Source organism: Nostoc sp. NMS4 (genome assembly GCF_017115095.1).
Lineage (GTDB): Bacteria > Cyanobacteriota > Cyanobacteriia > Cyanobacteriales > Nostocaceae > Nostoc.
The window spans coordinates 1-21916 of the sequence record NZ_JABXKI010000152.1 but is presented as its reverse complement, the minus strand read 5'-3'; the positions used below and the strand labels follow the sequence as shown (position 1 = coordinate 21916).

Annotated in this window: 26 protein-coding genes and 1 pseudogene; 18 read left to right on the top strand and 9 right to left on the bottom strand. The window is 41.8% G+C overall.

Annotated features, from left to right (window positions below):
• Positions 1 to 148 precede the first annotated feature (148 nt).
• A complete protein-coding gene (locus tag HWQ37_RS12715) occupies positions 149 to 1381 on the bottom strand; it encodes an FIST signal transduction protein (RefSeq protein WP_292747760.1) in 1233 nt (410 codons plus the stop codon).
• Between HWQ37_RS12715 and HWQ37_RS12710 the strand changes: the two genes are divergently transcribed.
• The 16 genes and pseudogenes from HWQ37_RS12710 to HWQ37_RS12635 all read left to right on the top strand — a co-directional run bounded on the left by HWQ37_RS12710 (position 1380) and on the right by HWQ37_RS12635 (position 14226).
• Entirely contained in the window at positions 1380 to 1514 is a 135-nt protein-coding gene (locus HWQ37_RS12710; protein WP_292747758.1) for a hypothetical protein, read from the top strand. The genes HWQ37_RS12715 and HWQ37_RS12710 overlap by 2 nt on opposite strands.
• Before the next feature lie 241 nt (positions 1515 to 1755).
• Positions 1756 to 2001 (top strand): Calvin cycle protein CP12, encoded by a 246-nt coding sequence (locus tag HWQ37_RS12705; RefSeq protein WP_251956070.1) that lies wholly within the window; start codon positions 1756 to 1758, stop codon positions 1999 to 2001.
• Positions 2002 to 2479: 478 nt separating this feature from the next.
• Positions 2480 to 3076: a DUF3177 family protein gene (locus HWQ37_RS12700; protein ID WP_292747754.1), complete on the top strand. Its 597-nt coding sequence runs from the start codon at positions 2480 to 2482 to the stop codon at positions 3074 to 3076.
• Between the two features lie 16 nt (positions 3077 to 3092).
• Positions 3093 to 3389 carry a DUF7734 family protein gene (locus tag HWQ37_RS12695; protein WP_292747753.1) on the top strand — a complete coding sequence of 99 codons (297 nt, stop codon included), beginning with the start codon at positions 3093 to 3095 and terminating at the stop codon, positions 3387 to 3389.
• A 38-nt stretch (positions 3390 to 3427) separates the two neighbouring features.
• On the top strand, positions 3428 to 3616 hold the full coding sequence (locus tag HWQ37_RS12690; RefSeq protein ID WP_292747751.1) for a DUF6888 family protein: 189 nt from the start codon (positions 3428 to 3430) through the stop codon (positions 3614 to 3616).
• Positions 3603 to 3854: a DUF6887 family protein gene (locus tag HWQ37_RS12685; RefSeq protein ID WP_292747749.1), complete on the top strand. Its 252-nt coding sequence runs from the start codon at positions 3603 to 3605 to the stop codon at positions 3852 to 3854. Before HWQ37_RS12690 ends, HWQ37_RS12685 begins: the two co-directional genes overlap by 14 nt.
• A gap of 35 nt (positions 3855 to 3889) precedes the next feature.
• A pseudogene (locus HWQ37_RS12680) lies at positions 3890 to 4069 on the top strand (DUF433 domain-containing protein); the annotation flags it as partial.
• A 152-nt stretch (positions 4070 to 4221) separates the two neighbouring features.
• Positions 4222 to 4494 (top strand): hypothetical protein, encoded by a 273-nt coding sequence (locus HWQ37_RS12675; protein ID WP_292747747.1) that lies wholly within the window; start codon positions 4222 to 4224, stop codon positions 4492 to 4494.
• The gene (locus HWQ37_RS12670; protein ID WP_292747745.1) at positions 4491 to 4868 is read left to right on the top strand and encodes a clan AA aspartic protease; all 378 of its coding nucleotides are present in this window, start codon (positions 4491 to 4493) and stop codon (positions 4866 to 4868) included. The genes HWQ37_RS12675 and HWQ37_RS12670 overlap by 4 nt, the downstream gene beginning before the upstream one ends.
• 167 nt (positions 4869 to 5035) lie before the next feature.
• On the top strand, positions 5036 to 5335 hold the full coding sequence (locus HWQ37_RS12665; RefSeq protein WP_292747743.1) for a DUF705 domain-containing protein: 300 nt from the start codon (positions 5036 to 5038) through the stop codon (positions 5333 to 5335).
• A gap of 84 nt (positions 5336 to 5419) precedes the next feature.
• Positions 5420 to 5611, top strand: a complete 192-nt coding sequence (locus tag HWQ37_RS12660) for a hypothetical protein (protein WP_292747741.1) — start codon at positions 5420 to 5422, stop codon at positions 5609 to 5611.
• A 99-nt stretch (positions 5612 to 5710) separates the two neighbouring features.
• A complete protein-coding gene (locus HWQ37_RS12655; RefSeq protein WP_292747739.1) occupies positions 5711 to 6205 on the top strand; it encodes a hypothetical protein in 495 nt (164 codons plus the stop codon).
• A gap of 62 nt (positions 6206 to 6267) precedes the next feature.
• On the top strand, positions 6268 to 7383 hold the full coding sequence (gene cbiD, locus HWQ37_RS12650) for a cobalt-precorrin-5B (C(1))-methyltransferase CbiD (RefSeq protein ID WP_292747737.1): 1116 nt from the start codon (positions 6268 to 6270) through the stop codon (positions 7381 to 7383).
• 228 nt (positions 7384 to 7611) lie between these two features.
• Complete coding sequence (guaA, locus tag HWQ37_RS12645) at positions 7612 to 9234, top strand: glutamine-hydrolyzing GMP synthase (RefSeq protein ID WP_292747735.1); 1623 nt, start codon at positions 7612 to 7614, stop codon at positions 9232 to 9234.
• Positions 9235 to 9776: 542 nt separating this feature from the next.
• Positions 9777 to 13247, top strand: a complete 3471-nt coding sequence (locus HWQ37_RS12640) for an eCIS core domain-containing protein (protein ID WP_292747733.1) — start codon at positions 9777 to 9779, stop codon at positions 13245 to 13247.
• Positions 13248 to 13821: 574 nt separating this feature from the next.
• A complete protein-coding gene (locus HWQ37_RS12635) occupies positions 13822 to 14226 on the top strand; it encodes a response regulator (protein WP_292747731.1) in 405 nt (134 codons plus the stop codon).
• Between the two features lie 127 nt (positions 14227 to 14353).
• On the opposite strand, the gene cdf31 is transcribed toward HWQ37_RS12635, so the two are convergent.
• Complete coding sequence (gene cdf31 / locus HWQ37_RS12630) at positions 14354 to 15259, bottom strand: CDF family zinc efflux transporter Cdf31 (protein ID WP_292747729.1); 906 nt, start codon at positions 15257 to 15259, stop codon at positions 14354 to 14356.
• Positions 15260 to 16044: 785 nt separating this feature from the next.
• Here cdf31 and HWQ37_RS12625 point away from each other — a divergent pair.
• Entirely contained in the window at positions 16045 to 16398 is a 354-nt protein-coding gene (locus tag HWQ37_RS12625) for a hypothetical protein (protein WP_292747727.1), read from the top strand.
• 604 nt (positions 16399 to 17002) lie between these two features.
• On the opposite strand, the gene HWQ37_RS12620 is transcribed toward HWQ37_RS12625, so the two are convergent.
• The 3 genes from HWQ37_RS12620 to HWQ37_RS12610 all read right to left on the bottom strand — a co-directional run bounded on the left by HWQ37_RS12620 (position 17003) and on the right by HWQ37_RS12610 (position 18834).
• The gene (locus HWQ37_RS12620) at positions 17003 to 17239 is read right to left on the bottom strand and encodes a DUF4327 family protein (RefSeq protein ID WP_094347157.1); all 237 of its coding nucleotides are present in this window, start codon (positions 17237 to 17239) and stop codon (positions 17003 to 17005) included.
• 848 nt (positions 17240 to 18087) lie between these two features.
• Positions 18088 to 18507 carry a 30S ribosome-binding factor RbfA gene (gene rbfA, locus HWQ37_RS12615; protein WP_292747725.1) on the bottom strand — a complete coding sequence of 140 codons (420 nt, stop codon included), beginning with the start codon at positions 18505 to 18507 and terminating at the stop codon, positions 18088 to 18090.
• Positions 18508 to 18627: 120 nt separating this feature from the next.
• On the bottom strand, positions 18628 to 18834 hold the full coding sequence (locus HWQ37_RS12610; RefSeq protein WP_104908071.1) for a DUF751 family protein: 207 nt from the start codon (positions 18832 to 18834) through the stop codon (positions 18628 to 18630).
• 165 nt (positions 18835 to 18999) lie between these two features.
• On the opposite strand from HWQ37_RS12610, the gene HWQ37_RS12605 reads away from it, so the two are divergent.
• Positions 19000 to 19857, top strand: a complete 858-nt coding sequence (locus tag HWQ37_RS12605; protein ID WP_292747723.1) for a DNA adenine methylase — start codon at positions 19000 to 19002, stop codon at positions 19855 to 19857.
• Here the strand turns inward: HWQ37_RS12605 and HWQ37_RS12600 are convergent.
• From HWQ37_RS12600 to HWQ37_RS12585, 4 genes are all read right to left on the bottom strand, one after another.
• Positions 19829 to 20305, bottom strand: coding sequence for a PD-(D/E)XK nuclease superfamily protein (locus tag HWQ37_RS12600; RefSeq protein ID WP_292747722.1), 477 nt, complete (start codon positions 20303 to 20305; stop codon positions 19829 to 19831). The two genes, HWQ37_RS12605 and HWQ37_RS12600, sit on opposite strands and share 29 nt — an antisense overlap.
• Before the next feature lie 246 nt (positions 20306 to 20551).
• A complete protein-coding gene (locus HWQ37_RS12595; RefSeq protein WP_292747720.1) occupies positions 20552 to 20851 on the bottom strand; it encodes a type II toxin-antitoxin system RelE/ParE family toxin in 300 nt (99 codons plus the stop codon).
• Entirely contained in the window at positions 20844 to 21065 is a 222-nt protein-coding gene (locus HWQ37_RS12590) for an addiction module protein (RefSeq protein WP_292747718.1), read from the bottom strand. Before HWQ37_RS12590 ends, HWQ37_RS12595 begins: the two co-directional genes overlap by 8 nt.
• 30 nt (positions 21066 to 21095) lie before the next feature.
• On the bottom strand, positions 21096 to 21916 hold an 821-nt coding region (locus HWQ37_RS12585; RefSeq protein WP_292747717.1), incomplete at its 5' end, for a hypothetical protein.

Genomic DNA, 21916 nt, shown 5'->3' with positions numbered 1-21916 from the left:
GGGAGACAAGGGAGACAAGGGAGACAAGGGGATAAACAAAACTCCTAACTCTTGGAAAGACTTGGATTTTTCGCGTCTCTACTCCAAACTCCTAACTCCTAACTTTTAACTCCTAACTCAGCACTCAGCACTCACAACTCAGCACTGATTACTGATTTTGGCGACAAATTCCAAATGCTGAAGTGTAGGCGTGTAAAAAGGTTCTGCCACCAACAGGGCCGATTTCACCGCCACAGAAAAAGCCACCTATCGGAATATCGTTAAGGTAACGCTGAAATAGTTCCGAATCGAAGTTAGGTTTACCATAGAGTCCTTCGCCTCGTCCCAGACAGGAAAACATCAAAGCAGCGACGGCAGAGGGTTCAGATTCTCGTTGATGTTGATAACTTTTGAGGAGTAATTCGAGGTCTTCAGCCGAGGCTTGGGCATCGCGGAGATGGAATTGCAGCCTTTGACCAGGACGGACGCGATCGCCAATTGCGATCGCCCCAGCATTTGGATCGACTCCAAGAATACCACGTATTAAAAAGTCTCCTTGCTGCAAAGCCAACTTAAATTCATCCATTGCCACACCAACAAACAGAGAATGCTGTGCTAACATCCGTTCTTGTTCGCTGAGACTAGCAATCAAATCTCGCAACACTACTAAAGGTACTTGCTCATCTAACTCTAAAATAATATTGCGATCGGCTTTTGTAACTTGCAATGGTTTGCCAATCGGTCGGCATCCTTGGGCAACAATCGTTTCTAAAACAATATTACCAGTCAAAGCTATACCAACAGTCCCCTCCCGATACAAGTTTTGCTGTTCCTCACCATTAGTATCGTTACAAAAAAGGGCAACACGACCACCCATACCTCCACCACTAGCCTGTCCCCCCACGATCGCCGATCCTGGATAAGCAAAATCAAGTCCCTGCAATAAATCGTTAATTCCAGAGGCGAAGGAACTAGACAGCAAGACGAACTGCGGTGTCGGTGATGGCGGCACACCAATCAAATCAAGCCAAGCATCTGGTGAACTGTCTAAGTCAGGTAATTCTTCAGCAACAACATGAAAAACTTGAATCTTCACTCCTGGAAGGTGTGCTAAAGTCAAGCTAATAGCTGGTTCAGCTTCCAATTCTTGCGTTTCCCCGCTAACTGTCGTCCCAATTACACCGCCACCACTACAGCCAATTAGCACAGGCACAGAAAGTTTTTCAGCTAACAAGGGCAACAGTCGGGAATACTCACTCGCAAAAGCAGACGAAATGAATACCAGTCCTAGATCCGCAGGTGCTGTTAACGATGAAACAGCACGTTCTACCACATCTGTAACAGCGGCTTCCAGAGAATGACGGGTTGATAGGGCATTTGCCCACTGCATTTGGTCTGCCATGAGTTTTGAGCTTCTTTCTCTTTTTAGGCTAGTAGGTTTTGACTTTTTATTTTGGGAAGAATTGCATCGTACAAGAATTGATGCCAGCCCTTTGTCTCCTCCATCCCAAGAAGCTGGGGTTATCATTCCCTAATATCAGGCATCTAAATATATTGTATGATTATTTATCTATGCTACTAATTCCACAAAATCTTAAAAAATAAAGGTAAATGCATTATAGATGCGGTAGCTTGCTGTATTGGTTATAAATCAATAGCCTAAAACACTAACTTCTGATCGGCTAAATAGTTAGAATGGTTAGTAATCAAGCGAAAAACTACCATATCTGAACATTTTCTATACTAGTATTAACAACACACAACGAGACAAAAGCAATGACCAACATCCAAGAAACAGCAAAAGGCGACATCCAAGAGAAAATCCAAGAAGAAGTGGAACAAGCGCGTACTGTCTGTGATGTTAACGGTAGCAACTCACCAGAGTGTGCTGCTGCTTGGGATGCAGTAGAAGAATTGCAAGCCGAAGCTTCGCACAAACGCCAAAGCAAGCCAAAAAATTCTCTAGAACAGTATTGTGATGACAACCCAGATGCAATTGAATGCCGGGTTTACGACGACTAGAAATTAAGGCAACTGGATTTTCTGTTGTTTGGTTAGCAAACAACTAGGATTAACTAAAAAACCGCTCAGAGTGGGGGAAGCAGGGACTCACCAATGTCCTCCACCTGCAAGCGTTTTATTTAGAGCTACCGATTTTAGCCGTGGAAACAAAAAATAAATTCTTTATTTGCATCAATAGGCTTCTTCCAAAGGGATAAGTTGCGATTTTCATAAATTAAACAACAAATTAATTGGCAGTAGGGGCGTACATCTGTATGCCCCTATAAATTTTTTGTAATACTCGTGACTTCTAGTCATACGAGGTTCAATAAACTATTATCAAGAAGAATTCAGGATGAATTGGAATTTGACTGACTTTTAAATAAAAGGGTTTAAAATCCCTGCCTTATTTAGCAGTCTACAATCAGGTAGTGGTATAAAACCTTACTTGATTTATTCAGACTCCTGACTTCTTTTTTATCTATTGTTTGAGAAAAATATGGACTATAATATTTGGTTTCGCCCTTTCGTCTGGATTGATTACCGACTAGCAGTATTATTCCTGGTAATTATTCCGCTAATTCTTCTGATTTGGGCATTTGTGCAAAAATCAGAAAGCATACAACGGTTATTGACTATATACTGGCGAGTCGCAAGCCTGGTCGCAATCACGATTTACTTAATGATTGCCCAGTATCCAGTTAGCTTTATTTCCGGGTTGATAGCTCGGATTTTGATCCCGATTTCGCTGTGGTTCTGGGTGGATATCAACGATGAAATTGAGTATCAAACCAGTGGTTCTTTGAAATTTATTTTTACTTCTTGGCGCTGGGCGACAACTGTTTATTGTTTTTTGGGCACACTCGCCTTGATCCCTTTTTTGGGTTGTGCTTTTTCTGGCAATATGCTGAAGACTCCTTATTGTCGTGTCTGGTTCGAGGCTCCGTTACTATTCAAAGAATATTTCCATGCTAACAGCAAGGCTGAGTTCTTAGGTTTTCTTGGCATAGCTAGTTTAGTAATTTATGTGCTTTATTTAAGCTATTTTGTTCTAATTAAGCTGGGCAAACAGGGACGTTCAGCCACACCACAGTAACCCTACTTTTAAAAAAATGAATTCCATTGGCAAGCGACTGGAACAATACACCGCTAAACGCCCCCAAGAAGTCCTAATTGTAACGGTGGAAATTGCCGATGAGCAAGATACAATTGCTATTTTCAAAGGCTTTTCCAGTTCTTTAATGCGTCCAACGGCATTTGATGCAGATGTACCAGTTCTGCCAGATGGGGCAAACATTCTCAATATTGACCGAGTAGCCAGTCCTTACAATCCTGAAACACCTCGTTATATTCAACAAGGAATTTCTTGGTCAGCTATGGAAGCTCTATTATTAGAAGTAGGTGTTTGACTAATTACTAATTCGTAATTTTGGTGTAATTAAGTAAAATGCCTACTGCTGCTCAACTAGCAAGTTTGTATCGTATTAGCTATCAACTGACGTATATTATGCTTCAACCCATATACCTCATTTGTGTTGATAATCGGACTCGTAATGTATACATCCTTGCTGGGTATGACGAAGAGATTGAATTCCAAATTTTACCCAACGGAGAGTTATCTGATGAGCCGAATTAATTACGATTCAATGTCTGATGTTGAATTGAAACAGTATTTTCTCAAGCATCGCGGGGATCAAGCTGCTTTTCAAGCATATTTGGACAGGATTAATCAGCGTCCGCGTAGGATTGTTGCAAGCCCCAACGATCCCGATTTTGATGAGAAGGTTCAAGCAGCGATTCGCCAAAAGCTAGAAGCAGCAAGAAGCAGTAGTCAGCAGACTAACACTGCCTTGGGGCCGACCGATCAAGAGTGATTTGTGAGAGTCAAAGAAAGGTTATCTACTTTTTTATGAATTACCGCAACATTATTACAATTGAATCTGGAAAACGCAGTGGTAAACCCTGTATTCGGGGAATGCGAATCACTGTTTATGATATTTTGGAGTATCTTGCTGGTGGAATGACTGAAGCAGAAATCCTAGAGGATTTTTCTGAATTAACTTCTGAAGATATTAAAGCGTGTCTTGCTTGCTACTATCAAAGCAATGAATTGGAAGAGGATTATTCCGCCGTAGCCCGTTATCCTAAACATGACACTATCATAACCGTAGGCTCTGAGCGAAGCAAAAAGCCCGTAGCCTAAAATAGAAAAATTAGAGGCGTGAACACGAGGCTATTTCTATGACAGTTTACCAACCCCACTACGGCAAAGAAGAATTCGCTCGACGTGGCGATGAGATTTATGAATCTCAGGTGCGCTCACAGGTTGAAGCAGATAATCATGGTAAGATTGTGGCGATCGACATCGAAACCGGAGCTTTTGAAGTCGATGCAAGTGAAATTGTTGCTTGCGATCGTCTCGAAGGCCGTCATCCAGAGGCTCAAATCTGGATTGTCCGCATTGGTTATCGCTATGTTCGTCGATTCGGCGGACGCACGAAAAAAGCCGTATGATTGCCGGAATAGTCAACGCGGATTTGGAACCGATTATTCCAGTTTCAGTCTGTGGCTCTGATGGGAAAATTTACACACAAGATGCAATTGTGGACACAGGCTTTAACGGTTGGCTTTCACTACCTCCAGATTTGATCGCTCAGTTGAATCTTAGATGGAAGAGGCGAGGACGAGCCATTCTTGGAGATGGGAGTGAATGCGTTTTCAATGTCTATGAAGCAGTTTTAGTTTGGGATGGAGATATTCTGACAATCCCAGTCGATGAGGCTGATTCAGAACCACTCGTCGGGATGTCCCTGATGGAGGGTTATCAGCTAATAATGCAAGTATTTGAACACGGTCGCGTCGAACTCAACAAAGTAAATACGGTCTAACAAGCCCGTTGCACGCCGACTGTATTGAGTCTTTTCGTTGATTCCAGTAGGTGCAGAGAGTGAACGGGAACGTTACTCTAAAGGAAGCAAGCTACAGATGGGTCTAAATTATTCGGTTGGGCAATTAAACTTAAGTAGAATCAAGCATTAGCAGGGAAAACTCAACTGTGGTCATTTTTGTTGATGTCGATGACACTCTTGTTCGATCGGTTGGAACGAAACGAATCCCGATACCCAGTGTCATTGAAGTAGTTCGACAGTTAAAGGCGCAAGGAGCAGTACTGTACTGCTGGAGCAGTGGAGGTAGTGATTACGCTCGTGCTTCAGCAAAAGAGTTTGGACTAGAGGATTGCTTCGTCGGTTATCTCCCAAAGCCAGAAGCAATGATTGACGATCAACCATTTCAGGCTTGGCGAAGCTTACGCCATGTGTATCCATTGCAAGCTAACAGTTTGCTCAGTGAGTAGGACTCTGGACGACTTTGATAGAGCGATCGCCCTGTTTGATAAGATGGTTGACATAGTTGGAGAAGTTCATAAGTCGTTTAGCCTATGACAACCAAGAAATATGTTTACTGGCAAGATGAGGAGATGTGGCTTGGCTATCTCCAGGAGTATCCAGACTATTGGACTCAGGCAGAAACCGAAAACAAATTGAAGGAGAACTTAACTGATATTTACAAAGAATTAACGAATGGGACAATTCCTAATGTCCGAAGAGTGGCTGAACTTGAGGTATCGTGAAACGACGGGACTTGATTAAACATCTGGAAGAGATGGGTTGTGTATTCCAATAGTTCTACCGTCGCACGCGGCTTGGCTGGAACTGGTAGAATAAGAAATATGAGCTACAAGATAGGCTACTTCTTCAACTATCCGCAAGATTTGGCTCAAACAGCTAAAGATATTAACGAGTGCCTGGGTTGCTCTTTGTCTCCGTATTTGGGTGACACGAACGATTGGTTTGACATATTCTTGAGCATGGAGTTCTCGTTTAGTGAAGTTGAGGGTTTCGAGAACGAGGGCGAACTTGATTTTGAAAACTTTAGATACGAAATTAATTTCAGAACTGCGGTGGGAGCGGCAAGCGCTCGTCCGATTCAGTTGCCTGCCATTGCAGCAGTCGTTTATGCTCTTTATCGTCGGCTTAGTATCACTGGTATTTTAGTTTTCGACTTGCAGATTCTTATCGCTCGTTACGAGGAAAGAGATATTCCAGACTGGGGCAAAGGGCTTTACGATGTGGTGTCAGATAATCCATTCGTCGGGTTTGGCGCTCATCTCAGATTGCTGGAGCAACGTATGCCCGATTCATGGCGCATGTACATTGACAGGTAGCGAAGCTTCGTGACGCTGCGCGATCGCTTTTGAATAATTATTTTGACTTTTAAATTTAAAAAATGTCCCGTTCTGGATACACACTTCCCGTCTTTGCCTGTGCTGCTGCTGTTGCTGCTTTACATTGGTTACACGATCGCAAACCCCTAACTTTAGCATCTGTAGATTTGATTGAACCCGCTCAAATCGCCGAAATCCCCATTGAACAGGTAGCAGGATTATCTGAGAATATGGCTTTAGCGATCGCTCGTAGCGATCCTGGTGATAATCTCGATTTGACTAAAGATACACCGATTTGGGCATTGGTGGAATGGCGAGAACAGGGTGATGATGCTGTAATTATTAAAGGTGGAGAAGGAATTGGTAGGCAATTAAATGCTGATGACAAGCCGGCTATTTATGCTTATGCTCAAAGGCTTTTAAAAGAGAATTTGCAACCAATGCTAGCACCTGGGGAAAAAATCACGGTGACAATTATTCTACCCCAAGGGCGATCGCTAGCTGTGAGAACTTCAAATTCTGCTTTTGGTGTGGTTGAAGGACTTTCCCTTTTAGGCACAACCGGTATTTCTCAACCTTTGAGTACACCAGATCAGCTTGCCGTTTTTCGGGCAGAATTACAAAATAAAGCTAGTCGTTTTGAAAGTTTAGTATTCTGCATCGGCGAGAATGGCCTAGATTTGGCGCGTAAACTAGGGATTAATCCCGAACAATTAGTCAAAACTGCTAACTGGCTTGGTCCAATGTTAGTAGAAGCTGATGTGCTGGGTGTCAAAGAAATCTTATTATTTGGCTATCACGGGAAGCTGATGAAACTGGCTGGAGGGATTTTTCACACCCATCACTACTTGGCTGATGGACGGCGAGAAATTTTAGCAGCGCACTGTGCGATCGCAGGTTTAAAATTACCAGATATCCAAGCTGTTTTTAACAGTGCAACTGCCGAAGCAGCACTAACACACCTAAAATCCATCGATGCTGCAACTGGTAGTGATTGGGTAAATCAAGTTTACAGTGCGATCGCCGAAACTATTGATGTTCGTTCCCAAGAATACATCCAAAGTCATAGCGAAAGCGGCACAAAAGTAACAGTCTGTGGCTCTATTCTCTTCGATCGCGATCGCAAAATTATCGTGAAGAGTAAAACTGCTGGTATGTTGATGGGAAAATTATGTTAATTTATTATGAATAATCGTAAACAATCCAAAAAAATAATCCTTTAAACAACCACTCTAGGGTAGATTTATCGTTTTAATACCATCTCCAACTCCGGGGCTTGACAAATGCACGTAAACTAGTGTTTGTCAAGGCTTTCTATACCATTATCAGCCTGTCCAGGCTGGATAATAGCATCACCATAGACCACAAAGCATCTATTTATCCTTAACAGATATAACACTCCCGTCATGAATACAGCGGTGACTCTACCAACAGAACAAGCGCCCCAAACATTGGAAAATTTTGGGCGGCTCGATCGTCAATTGATTGTAATTCTGGATTTTGGCTCTCAATATTCAGAGCTGATAGCCCGTCGCATCCGCGAGACTCAAGTATACTCCGAAGTTTTATCCTATCGCACTACTTCTGAACATTTGCGCCAACTTAACCCCAAGGGAATCATCCTCTCAGGTGGCCCAAGTTCAGTTTATGGTGAAAAAGCCCCCCATTGCGATCCAGAAATCTGGAATTTGGGAATACCCGTTTTGGGTGTTTGCTATGGGATGCAGCTGATGGTCAACCAACTCGGTGGGGAAGTGGCAAAGGCTGATCGAGGTGAATACGGCAAAGCCTCATTATATATTGACAATCCCACAGATTTGCTCACTAATGTCGAAGATGGCACTACCATGTGGATGAGTCATGGAGACTCAGTTACCCAAATGCCATCAGGGTTTGAATTGCTGGCACATACAGAAAATACTCCCTGTGCTGCGATCGCTGACCACGAAAGGAAACTTTACGGCGTTCAGTTCCATCCAGAGGTGGTACATTCTATTGGTGGTATAGCATTAATTCGTAATTTTGTCTACCATATCTGCGATTGCGAACCCACTTGGACAACAGCAGCTTTTGTCGAAGAGGCAATTCGAGAAATTCGCGCCAGAGTTGGTGAGAAGCGGGTACTGTTGGCGCTATCTGGGGGAGTGGATTCTTCTACCCTAGCTTTCTTGCTGTATAAAGCCATTGGCGAGCAACTGACTTGTGTGTTTATCGATCAAGGCTTTATGCGAAAGTATGAGCCAGAGCGATTGGTCAAGCTATTTCAAGAACAGTTTCACATTCCTGTTGAATATGTTAACGCCCGCGATCGCTTTTTAGCTAAAGTTGCTGGAATCACCGATCCTGAAGAAAAACGCCGCCGCATCGGACACGAATTTATCAGTGTATTTGAGGAAACATCCAAGCGCCTCGGTCAGTTTGACTATCTGGCTCAAGGAACTCTTTATCCAGATGTGATCGAATCTGCTGACACCAACGTTGATCCCCAAAGTGGTGAGCGGGTAGCGGTGAAAATTAAGAGTCATCACAATGTTGGCGGTTTGCCCAAAGACCTAAGATTTAAATTGGTCGAACCACTGCGGAAACTATTTAAAGATGAAGTCCGCAAACTTGGACGTTCCATTGGTTTACCAGAAGAAATTGTTCAACGACAACCTTTTCCTGGGCCTGGTTTAGCAATTCGTATTCTAGGGGAAGTTACATCTGAGCGGTTAAATATTTTGCGCGATGCCGATTTGATTGTCCGCCAAGAAATTAACCAACGCGGTATGTATCATGATTTCTGGCAAGCATTTGCTGTATTGCTGCCAATTCGTAGTGTTGGTGTTATGGGAGATCAACGTACTTACGCTTACCCGATTGTTTTGCGGATTGTTACTAGTGAAGATGGCATGACTGCTGATTGGGCGAGAGTGCCTTATGATGTCTTAGAAGTGATTTCGACTCGAATTGTGAATGAGGTGAAAGGGGTGAATCGGGTGGTTTATGACATCACATCTAAGCCGCCTGGAACCATTGAATGGGAGTAATCAAGTTTTGATTTGACTTAACTAAAAGCTCATTACTTTTTGCTATTCTTCAGATTACTTGCAGGAGTTGAGATTAACATACGGCAGTTTGCAAGTTAATAGTCAGTTATATTACTTCTGGCTCCTAACTCCTGAGTCTTCGGATTTGCTTCTACTGTATTTAAAAATAACAATGCCGACTTGATTCGTTTTAAGACTCGGCATTGTCTATTTTTGGGAATTTCGGTTTATTAAGTTTAATTTAACTTTTTATTTACCAAGACTTAATATTTTATTAACTTCAAATTTTGGACTTTATTAGAATTCGTCTGTGTAAATATTGAGACAAAATTCTGATACTTTGATATTATTTATCGTAAATTCAAGGGTTTAGACCCCTACAATCATCTATATGTAGCGCAGAGTCGGAGCCACTCTGCCTCCGATCAGTTTCGGTAGCGGTTTAAATCCCCGTCTAAAATGTTTGAATTTTGAATTTTGAATTGTTAACCTAGCCTTCAGAAATATTAAGTGTGGTAGGCAGCACTTAAGGAGACTTTGAAATGAAAGCTTTACACACGAAGAAGTTTGTTGATCAAAAATCCATTTCAGGTGCTGCCATACCAGTACAATCTCAAATTAAGTCGCGTCCTTTTGTAGTGAACTCTGCCCCACAGAGTCAGGAGTTGACCCAGAAACCAAAGGAAGCAAAGAAGCAAGGATTCAACTTTGCCCAGATCCCCATATTTCCTGGGATGAGACCAGCAGTACCTGAGATGCTTCAGCCCAAGCAAGCTAAGGAGACACTCAAGGATCTGCCTGAAGTAAACCTAGCTCCCACTGGCGGCGGTAAACCCATGCCGGAAATGGTGCAGCAGAAGTTTGAAACTTCCTTTGGTACAAACTTGTCTGATATCCGCATTCACGAAGGGCCACAAGCAGAAAAGATAGGCGCAATAGCCTATGCTCAGGGAAAAAATATTCACATTCAACCAGGCAAGTATCAACCCACCACCCAGTCAGGTCAAGAGATACTAGGACATGAAGTAGCTCACACACTACAACAAGAAGCCGGACGAGTACCCGCGCCTCAGTCTAAAGGAGTTTCTATTAACGCCGATCCGAAATTAGAAACTGAAGCTGATGTTATGGGTGCAAAAGCGGCACGGGGAGAATCAGCACAAGTAAGCGGGGCTGCAAGTTCTGGAGTGCAGCGTATGCCTGCTCAAGATAATGTTGTGCAGTGTGTACGTGATGGAAAACAGCGAGCAGACCAACCGTCTGGGGAGGAAAAAGATGATTCGGCTTATCTTGCGGATAGGGCTGCAATAGATGCAGTTTTAGAAGAGTATTATACTGATATTTTGGATAAAGAGATACCTCAAGCCAGTACAGAAGAATTAAACAAAATCACCAACGAAAACAATAGTTTCTTATCTCCCGTAGCTAGACAAAGGCTGATGTTATCTGAGGGACAAGAGCAGGCGGGATCGTCCACTGATGCCCAAGAAATATCCCAGAATTCAGGCAATAGGCAATACATTCCAGAAGATTTATTTGATGAAGATAAACAAGAGGGTTCTTCTGGGCAATCTAACTCCCAAGAGGTGCAGCAAGAAGAAGATAATAGACCTCTTCCAGAAATATTTGCGAATATCAAAAAACTGATAGAGACGGAGCTGCCGCCAGAGCAAGAACTGAACAATCTGGCGGTTATGTCTGAGCGGGAGCAGATGCAGGGTTCGTCCACTAGAAGAAGAGTTCGGCAAGAACGGCAGCGACCCAGTAGAGGAATTCGCCCACAACAGCCACCAATACCTGCGACACCGCGACAGGAAGCACAACGGTTGCTACTGATGGACTATACGGCAAGAGAGCAGGCAATTAGAAACTTGCAGCAGGACGGACAACAGCCCTTTGTAGATTTAGTAATTGAGGAGTTGGGGCAACTAGATCGGCAGGCGGAGCAGCCGCAGCGTCCACCCACTAGAAGAAGAGTTCGGGAAGAACCGCAGCGACCCAGTAGAGGAATTCGCCCACAACAGCCACCAATACCTGCGACACCGCAACAGGAAGCACAACGGTTGCTACTGATGGACAATACGGCAAGAGAGCAAGCAATTATAAACTTGCAGCAGGATAGACAACAGCCCTTTGTAGATTTAGTAATTGAGGAGTTGAGGGAACTATATCGGCAGGCGGAGCAGCAGGCGGAGCAGGAAGCACAACGGTTGCTACTGATGGATTATACGGCAAGAGAGCAGGCAATTAGAAACTTGCAGCAGGGTAGACAACAGCCCTTTGTAGATTTAGTAATTGAGGAGTTGAGGGAACTAGATCGGCAGCAAGACGTAATTAGAGGATTAGAAGGGAGAATTCCGCTACAAGCGCCACAAACGCCACAGCTAGAACCAACAACGGGGCAAAAAATAACAAAAAGGATAAGAAAAGTGATCGGTAAATCCTTTGACGGAATTAGTTATATAACTCGTTTTGGTCCTGACAAAGAATGGAAGAGGGAAGCTGCAAAGGAAGTTGCAGGAGGGCCGAAGCAGACCGAAACTAATTTAGATCAATGGAAAATTCTGGGACAGGATTCGACCAATACAAATATTGATCAAATTGGTCTACAGAATCTTCCCGCCAATGCACAAGACCCACTGTCGTTTATAGGACCTCTTCCCAACGACGCTCCTAAAGCATTTTCACATGATGCAGCCGTAGCTGGTATGGTTAGGGATGATTTCAAAGCTTTTGGTGGTTTGGCGCTATTTGCAGATAATTTAAGGGCATTTAAGCAGGCATACAAGGATAAGACGAAGCCACGTCGGGAAAGAATTGCAATCTTATCTAATAGTACAGGTGAGATGACTTCTGCTCTTACATACACCGTAATAGTAGGAACCCAAGCACAAAGGGGTATCCAACACCTTGCTGAAGGGGGGGCTACTTCTGGATCGGGAGCTATAGCAGCTGTCGAAAAAGGGGGTAAAATAGGGACGTTATCCTCTGCCCAACAAGGGGGTTTCATAGTAGGTACGTCACTACCCTTTGATATCGGTAAGGTAGCATCTGGCGTTTTGACAACTTTGCCAAAGCTGATAATTTATACCGATGCTGCTATGAAAGCTGCTCAAAAAGAGAATTATGGTGGTTACAAATCTTGGGGTAGGGGTGTTAAGAACTTTGCAGACTTGACAAAATCGGCAGCAGGTGCAGTTAAAGATGCTGCTAGTTTAGCAAACAATGCTGGTGCAGCAGGAGGGGCACAAGGAGCGCAAATAATTGCGGGTGGGGCTGTTGCTCCTGCTGCTGCTGCGTTTGTGGGTGGCGCAGAGGCTTTCCAAGGAGCCCGCAAATTTAAGAAGGCTTACAAGAACAAGAAAGGTCTAAATGAAATAGCGAACTCACCGACACTAGATGAAACTCAGATTGACACGCTAAATCAACTTAAAGAAATACAGAAAAAGAAAATGAAGCGTGCAGCCATACAAACTACTCTTGGTACAGTAACGCTAGGTGCTGGGGTTGCAGGGTTTACTGGTGGGCCAGCAGGATTAGTGGCTGCCACTGCTATGGGTGTAAGTGTTGGAGCCTTTCAACTTGGACAATGGGGAACAAGAAAACTTAAGCAGAAAATGCGAGACAAGGAAGTTAGAGGATTCGATCTTAATAAAACCACACATAGGAAAAATATGGCTAGGACTCAACTTACCAGAAATACTCTCGACATACTAGAAGGAGGAATCACAAACGAGGAAAAAGAAACTATATTCTCTAGTATGGGCTTAAATGGGAATAAGAAAGATAGTGCAGTTCAAGAAGTCTACAATGATGTACTGGCTGCTTATCTGGAACCAGAAGAACTACAGCACCCCACAAACACAGTCAACCGCATATTAAAGCTGAAAGGGCACAAAAGTAATTTGAAACAGGAAGTCAGTTGGAATCAGTTGAGTGGTAATGATTTTCCAGCAGACTTTGCAAGTCTAGTGAAAAAAGCTGCGATCAACAAAGGTTTGAAAAAGCGGTAAATAAGTCAATTAAACTTCGTCCATTTTAAAAACTGGAGTTTTTAAGTAGAGTATATTACCAATACCGTTACCAATTTACGAGGGTTCAACGCCTGTAGAAAGGGGATGAATAAGACCTAAAGCAGTAAAGGCAAAAATTTTGGTTAATAAAATAGGCTCAGGGATTTCGGGAAGCATTTTTAACATTTCACAGATAGGATGTCAAACATGGGCGAATTGTAGCTTTTGAATTGTCGTTTGGTAAGGCAACAACTCTACTACAAACCGCCCTCTCTCTTCATACTCTTTTTTTGGCTAAGGTATTGAATTAACAAGATTATTCTTGAACTTAAACTATTCGTTAAAGGTAATTTTTACGTGTGAAGGAATTTAAACACTAACATAATTTTATCCAGTCAATAATTATAAACGCTAGTGAATTATTAAGCATCAATTGGATGGTAACTAGACAAATTGAGTTATTGTCTAGGAAAATTGGCGCGATCGCAGTAAAATTACCAATGGTATGCTGACAGAAAAAAACAAGCAGCTGATTAGAAATATATTTCATTCGATCAACGTTAATGGAGATGTTATGGAACCTGCTCTTCCCCTTGCTGGCTTAAACATCCTCGTAGTTGATGATGATGAAGATAGCCGCTTTTACATTACTACTGTGTTGGAAGCTGATGGAGCCACCATTATGGCAGTTGCATCGGCAATGGTAGCATTGAAAGTATTACCTGAGTTGCAACCAGATGTCTTAATTTGTGATATTGCTATGCCTGATGAAGATGGCTACACCCTTATCCGCAAGATCCGGGCATTGAAGCCTGATATTTATAGAAAACTTCCTGCGATCGCCTTAACTGCTTATGGCGATAGCGAATATCGTAGCCGTGCTTTGGAAGCGGGTTTTCAGACTCATGTGGCTAAACCTGTCGATCCAGGAGAACTAGTTGCGATCGTTGCAGATTTGGTTGCTTCTTATGAGAGTTAATACAAAGATGCAGTCAGTTGTTGGTCGTTATTTGTTATTTTCCTTATCTCTCCCCATCGTATTTTTTAAACGAAGAAATCAAGCGTTGTTTTACACTTGAACAGGGCGTAATTTAGAATTGCTGAGACTACTTAGATCCAGTTTCAAAGCTAATTTGCTCAGATTTATATGCTGGTGGCTCGACGTGAATTAAAATTCTCACTGGACGAAATCGTTCTTCTAATCGGCTTTCTACTTCTTCGGTGATGCGGTGGGCGGTTTCTACATCTACTGCATCCACGATTAAATGCATTTCAATGAATACTTGACGGCCAAGAACGCCGCGAGAAGCAATATCATGACAGTTAATTACACCTGGAACAGAAGTAGCGATCGCGTGTATTGCTTCTGGTGCGATCGCCATTTGATCTACAAGCCAAGGTAAATTCTCTTTTAAAACTGACCAGCCACTCCAAAATACCAACAAGGCGACAGGAAAAGCTAACACCAAATCCATCCATTGATAACCTAGCCAAACTCCTATCAAGCCAGCAATTACAGAGATTGTCACCCAAATATCGCTCATGGTATGTGTCGCATCAGCAATGAGAATTGAGCTACCTACCCGCCTACCCACAGCACGTTCATAAAACGCCACAAAAATATTCACACCCAGCACAATTAATAATAACCACAACTCAGGTGGCGATATTTTTATCGGTTCACCACCACCTTTGAGAATTCGCTCAATTGCTCCTTGCAAAATTTCAAAACAGGCTATTCCTAAAAACGAGGCTATCCCTAAAGCGCCTACTGCTTCAAACTTGCTGTGTCCGTAAGGATGCTCGCGATCGGGTTGGGGAGAAGAAAATTTACTCGCAACTAATCCTAAAACGTTATTAGCACTATCTGTCACACTATGCAAGGCATCAGCTAGCAAACTCAAAGAACCTGTCCAATAGCCTACAAGTGCTTTCAATCCCATTACAAACAGGTTGAGTAGTAGGGTAATAATTAAAACCTTTCGTACTTCGGCGCGGTTATCGTAAATCATAGATAATTTATCACATCAAGTTGCTATGACTTCTAATGTAGACCTCAAAATCAAAATAAACACAAATAAAGTGTATCAAAGTCTTACGCAGTAAGAGTTAAGTGTCTCTATAGTCTCTATATTTTAGATCGATTTATTGAGATTCTTTTTAATTAACAGCAGCTACAAGCTGTATAGCCATTGTTAATTGCTTTATAAATAACCGCGTATTTTTAGCATTAATTTCAGTAATATTTTAATTAACTTTGTTATTAATACATCAACTGATGTGAGATCGAATTGTATTCAAAGATATGATGATGACCATCAGCGAGCTGTATTTACTTTAAATAACCGATCGGCTTAATGAGTGTTATTTAATGCCTAATAAGCATAAGGAAGCTCATGGTTTATTCAGAAAATGGTCAAAATTTGAGGAGCGAAATCTGACTCTTTCCACCTCGGATGTCCATGCGATACCAAATAGGTGTTAGCCTACTGAGGCGAATGGCACTAAGTTAAGACACAGCCCTTGCCCTGACTGGTTTTCCCTGACTGGTTCCCAGCCTGGAGGCTGGGAACCGAATCCTGGGAGGCTCTGCCTCCAATTGCTTAATGAGAGGCAGTAGCCCTCTCGTAATACATTCCCAGCCTCCAGGCTGGGAACGAGGTAACACAAGACTTTGGGCTTATCTTAGTGCCATTCCCGACTGAAGCCATGCTTGCAAGGCTGAGATGGATGTACCAGCCTAGACTACCTATTCAGGTAACATAAGTAGTTATCAAGAAGTTTTAATAAATAGCTCATGTCTTCAACTCCTCTAACATTGAATTTAATTGAAGGTTCAGTCTCCTTTAGTTTTTCACCCCAAGCAGCACGAGAATTAAAGACAGCGACGGATCAACTGATGGAACGCCTAAAAGCGATCGCTGCTAAACCCACTCCTGGCGGTGGTAGAGTCACTCCCCAGCCTCCCCTGGAATATCGCTATACGGGTGAGGTATTTTTAGAAATTTTTTGTAATCCTAATATCTGGCCAACGCCCTTCGCAGCCAAAGTTTTGCTGACTGTCCGCAACGTCAACATCCGCTTGACTACTGAAGCTGAACTTACTCGCATCATTGAAGACATTAATCAATATTTAGAGCAAGTAGGATAATAGGCAAGTTAAGGAGGCAGGAGGCAGTGTTTCGACTACGCTCAACAATCAGGCAGAAGGCATGAGAGGGAGCCAAGATGATTTTTTTATGCTTGCCGAGATTTTTTCAGAAAAAATAAAATTAAAATACTATACAAATTTTGGATTTTGTGAAGCTTGAGCCAGTTGCTGGCGGAGTTTCACTTTTTTGTCGCAACTGGTGTCGGTTAGCCCGACTTAGCAAACTTTTCCATAGGGATTTTGGCTTTGAACAGCAAGCAGGTTATCACTTACTTGAGGTAAGCGATGCAATAAATTGCGAGTCAAAAATGAAGTTCCTACATTGATCTAATAGAAATGTAGGAACTTCACAGAATTTACATACTAAACTCAAGCTGTGACACCAGATATACAGAACAAATGGTTTTGATGCCTTCTTTAACTTGAAAAGTTGTATAAATTCAGACTCAAATGCTTCTGTGTTAATCAAAAACGCAAGATTCTGTATAGGGCGATGCTCATTAAAAACCAGAGATCATCCCCCAGATTGAGCGTTGAATCGTTGATGGTGACATCCACACATCAACAACAAACTCCCAATCTTAAACCGGAAATCAAACATTGCTTAGTCGTTATCCCACTGTTCACGACCAATTAGGTCGCCAATGCGATCGCGTAACAAAAAGTCACATTTCTCTAATTCACATTCAACGCAAACCCACTCTCTCGCTGGAATGTATTGGCAGAGGCTATATATTGGCTGTTGTCGGCTAACCATTCCCTTTTGCACCAGTCGGCGTGCTTCGTCTTGAATCACATCTAGAGAGTAGTAATTGATAGAAGGCACCGTATTCACACTCATGTTTTTTACTCACAAATTAACACTTACGATAGTGTTCCCGTTAATAATTAGGAACAAACATTACAGAAATTAGACTTGTGGCTAAGATTTTGTAGTTTGCTATACGGAACTATTTTTATTTTGACGCTACATCTCCTAAAATTATCTCAAGAAATGTTAAGAAAGTCAACGAATCCTGACATTTATCGAAAATCCGCTTTACAAAAAAAATTCCGAGTAGTTAACTTAACCTGCTTATGTAGCTGTATGACTTTGATGCCACAAGTCTGAAAGTCTTGCCATTACTGTATTTAGGCAAGATTTGGTGGGTGGGAAGAATTTATATCGCAATCGTTTACATATCAAATAATCACCTTAAAAGCTGGATCTTTAACTGCGGGTATTCATCTAAGGTAAACAACACAATAATATTTGTCAGTTACTAGGGTATAAACTGTTGCAAAACATAACGGACAAAGTAGCCGACGAAGGCTTTCACCATAGCATCTGTTAACAATTTATTAAGTAAGACCGTAATTTTCTAGTTAATTTCAGCACTAACATCATACAGTTTTCTTTTGAGAAGCATCTGTCAAAAGGTGGAGTAAGACTCTAATTCGTAATTTAGGATAGACATTCGCGGATTCCCTTTTAGCGATCGCGGCGCATCTTTGAAAGAGTTGGAGAGATGCAATAAATCGCCGTGTCTACAGAAAATTTATTCGTCAATTATTTCTTAATAGACTACTAGCGATCGCTGAATGAGGCTATGTTCACATTAAAACAGACGCGATCTCGTCACGTCTGTAAACTGTTTGGCGGATTTGCTGAGATTAATTGTTCTGAAGTTACATTGTTGTTTTAGTTACTTATTCGGAGAATTCCTCATCATTTGGAACAGTGCTGTCTTCTGCCGCTACCAGATTTTCTGGCGGGCGATCGTGATTAAGTTGGTTTAGTAATGCCAATACTTTATTACCGCGTTCTATAGAGCGATCTTCGAGAAATATCACCTCTGGTGTACGACGTAGCCGCACCCGCGCCCCAAGTTCGCTGCGGACATAACCTGTAGCCGACTTTAAACCGGCCATCGTTTCTACTTTAGCTTCATCAGTACCATAGATGCTGACGTAGATTTTGGCGTGTTGGAGATCGCCGGAAACATCAACATCAGTCACACTGACCATTCCAGTACCCACACGGTCATCCTTAATGCCGTTGAGCAGCATTTGGCTAACTTCCCGTTTGATCAATTCAGCAACGCGGGAAACCCGACGATTTGTAGCCATAAAAATTTCGCCTCATCACAGAGGTTATACGACAAAAATAGATGCAGGGTTAGACAGCACTTAGCGAGAGCAACGCCAAAAGCAACCGTCTGTGGGGCATAGCCCCGATATAACGCTAGTCTAGATTGTACTCAAGCCCAGCATTGCCCGTAAGGTGAAAGTCAGGAAGACTAGGCTGCTCACAAATAAACCCAAGATAGCGATCAAGGTGATAGGGCGTTTCAACAGTGGCACTAATGGTGCAAAGGTGTTCAGAAACAAGCCTAAGACGATCGTAATTAAGTATCGGGGGTAGCGAAAGACGTTATCCCAAAATCCGTCAAACATCTGAATGTAAACTGCCTTGTTATATACTTACGTTTGTTTTGATATGCTTTATCTACTCAATTGTAATATATGCGGCTGGAAAATTAGCCAGTTAATCTAAAATTTGGTTCGTCGGTTATATTAGCTTTATTTAGTCATAATTATTTTCAGTTAAATTGTAAGTAAATGGTAATTCAAGTCTCGAAGGAAACTAGCCCGCGTCCATTTTTGAAGTGGGCAGGGGGTAAAAGTCGGTTGATACAGCAATATATTCCTTATTTTCCCAAGAGTTATAAAAATTACTATGAACCATTTCTAGGGGGTGGTGCTGTTTTTTTCCATCTCCAACCAAGTGCAGCCATTTTAACTGATATTAATGCCGAATTAATTAACACTTATTGTTGTGTTAGAGATCGGGTTGAGGACTTAATCTCTCTATTAAAAGAGCATAAAAGCCGACACGGTAAAGATTATTACTACAGTGTAAGAAATAACTCAGGTGGTACTGATATAGAAAAAGCGGCTCGTCTAATTTATCTTAATAAGACTTGTTTTAATGGTCTTTATCGAGTCAATTCACAGGGAAAATTCAATGTGCCATTAGGCAGATATGACAATCCTAATATTTGTGCTGAGGTTTTACTAAAAGCAGCCTCAGAAGCCCTTTCCCATGCAGAAATTAAACAGGCAGATTTTACAGAAGTCCTAAATCATGCAACTAGTAGTGATGACTTTGTATTTTTTGATCCGCCTTACCATCCTATCAGTAATACTAGCTATTTCACGGCTTATAGTCAAAATTGTTTTAGTCAAAAAGACCAAGAAATTTTAAGAGATACTTGTGCAGAGTTAGCAAATCGTGGTGTCAAAGTTATGGTATGTAATTCTGATAGTGAATTTATTCAAAAAATTTATACTGATATCAATTTTGAAACTTATAAAATTAAAGCAGCGCGTTCAATTAACTCGAACATAAAAAATAGAGGCATGATTAACGAACTATTAATTACATCTTTTAAAGATTTTTATTTGCCCAAGCAATGAATCTATCTAAGCTATAAACTGCTAATAAATTATGGTTATCATTAACTCTTGCTTTCAGCCATTGGCTTGCGCCTTCTCGCATACCTTCACCGCCTAAAATTACGATAGTTGGTGCAGGATAATAGTGCTGAATATTCATGTTCAAGTAAGGAAACTTTTCATCAACTGAACCGGGGCTTTCTTGCCATTTGCACTCGAAAATTAAACCAGATGGCATTGCAGATGAGCCGACAACATAAAAATCAACCTTGAGATAGGTATGATAAATTCCAGTTCCAATATAAACTTCTTTGCCATAACGTTTTGACAATAAAGTAGCATTTAAGATAAATTCTTTTTGGACATAGTTCCCAACTTGGAAATAATTATGCCCATGCAAGATTGCTTCTACATTTGCTTCTAAAATATTTCCAGACTTATTTGCCCGTCCGCCTTGAGTCAGAGCCATCTTCAATCCCTCTGCCAAAAGTCCTGCTTATTATAGGATTTCACAGAAGTAGTAAAAAAGCTTCACTTGCTTAATATGAATTTTTGATTTTGACTAAACGCAGTTGGATTAATAGATAAAAAATCAGAATTTATTGGTATTTTTGTACTAAACAAATACAAATGTATTAATAATTTGGATTAGGAACGAGTTACTAATTCAGGTAATAGTTAAAATAATGGATTTATCTTTAGTCTCAAAGACCAACTATTGCAAGCGACTCCGCCATTTTTCTGGGTCTTGGGAACAGTGGAAAACAGCGTAGATAATAATCTCCTGTTCATTAAACTCGTAAAAAACGACGTAGGGAAAACGCCTAATTGTAGCGCGGCGATAAGTTTCATGAACAATCTGGTATGTGTTGGGGTGACGCTGAATTAAATTTAGGGAGGCATCAATACAGCGTAGGAACTCAGCGCCTAACCCTAATTCGCGCCCCTCGTACCAGTCATAAGCTTCGATAATGTCCAGTTCTGCGGCTGTAAGAATAGTTAAGTTTCTAGCCATGTCGTTGAGAGATTCTGGCTTTTACATCTTCCCAACTACTGCCAATGGCTGAATTTTGCAGATATTCGGCTTTGCGACGGGCTAGTTCTTGTTTCTGCCAATCTAAAACTGGGAGTGCTGCTGGTGTAGCAGCAATCTCATCCCATAAATCTTCTACCAGTTGAAGTTTTTCCGCTCTCGAAAGACTAGAGAGTTCGGGAAATACTTGGTTCATGGTCTTCTCTATATTTTATTCACCTTTATTTTAGCCTGTCTGGGCTTCAGTATGACCGTTGCGGATAGACCATGCGATTTCTAAAAGTTGAGTCCAGCGCTTTTGTAGCTGTTTGGGGGTACATTTGATGGCTTTGGCGATCGCCAGATCGTTTTCTCGTGCAGTTTTTAACTGTAATATTTGCTGTTGTTGTTCTGTAAGTTGATTTACAAAGATTTCCCACTGCTGGGAAGATAAACCCAACTTTTGCTCTAAACCTGCGCCTAACCATTGATGTACCAATTGCCAATGGTGTTGTTTGGCAAACTTTTCTACGTGGTATTTAAAGCGTTGTTGGAGATAATCGCGCTGACGGCTAGTTAAACCGAGAATTTGGTCAATTTCTGGGGCTGAAAGGTCTTGAAGTTTCAAGCTGAGGTAGTTCATACAATCAGATTGACCTTGAGACTCCAGGTATTTCATCAATTCAGTGATGACGCGATCGCGTTCTGACTCTTCTGATGGATCGAAATTAGTTTGGGCGATCATTTGCGATCGCAACTGTTGCACCGCCGAGTTACGCTGGTAAGATTCTGCTTCTTCACCCTTGGCAGACTCTACCGCCATTTCAATATCCACGGTAGTTTCTTGGGGCTGACGACGAGCAAAACCTTGGGCGCGCAAGATAATCAATTGCTGATTTGCACCACCAGGTAAATTGATTCGGCGTTTGGCATACTGTTCTGTAAAAGCCATATATTCAGCTAATTGCAGCTGAGTACGCGGCGTGTGATTTTCTGGTAGTTCGTTTTCTCTACGGAAAGCTTTGATCGCTTCGATATAAAATGCTTGTAAAAAATCTTCAATCAGGC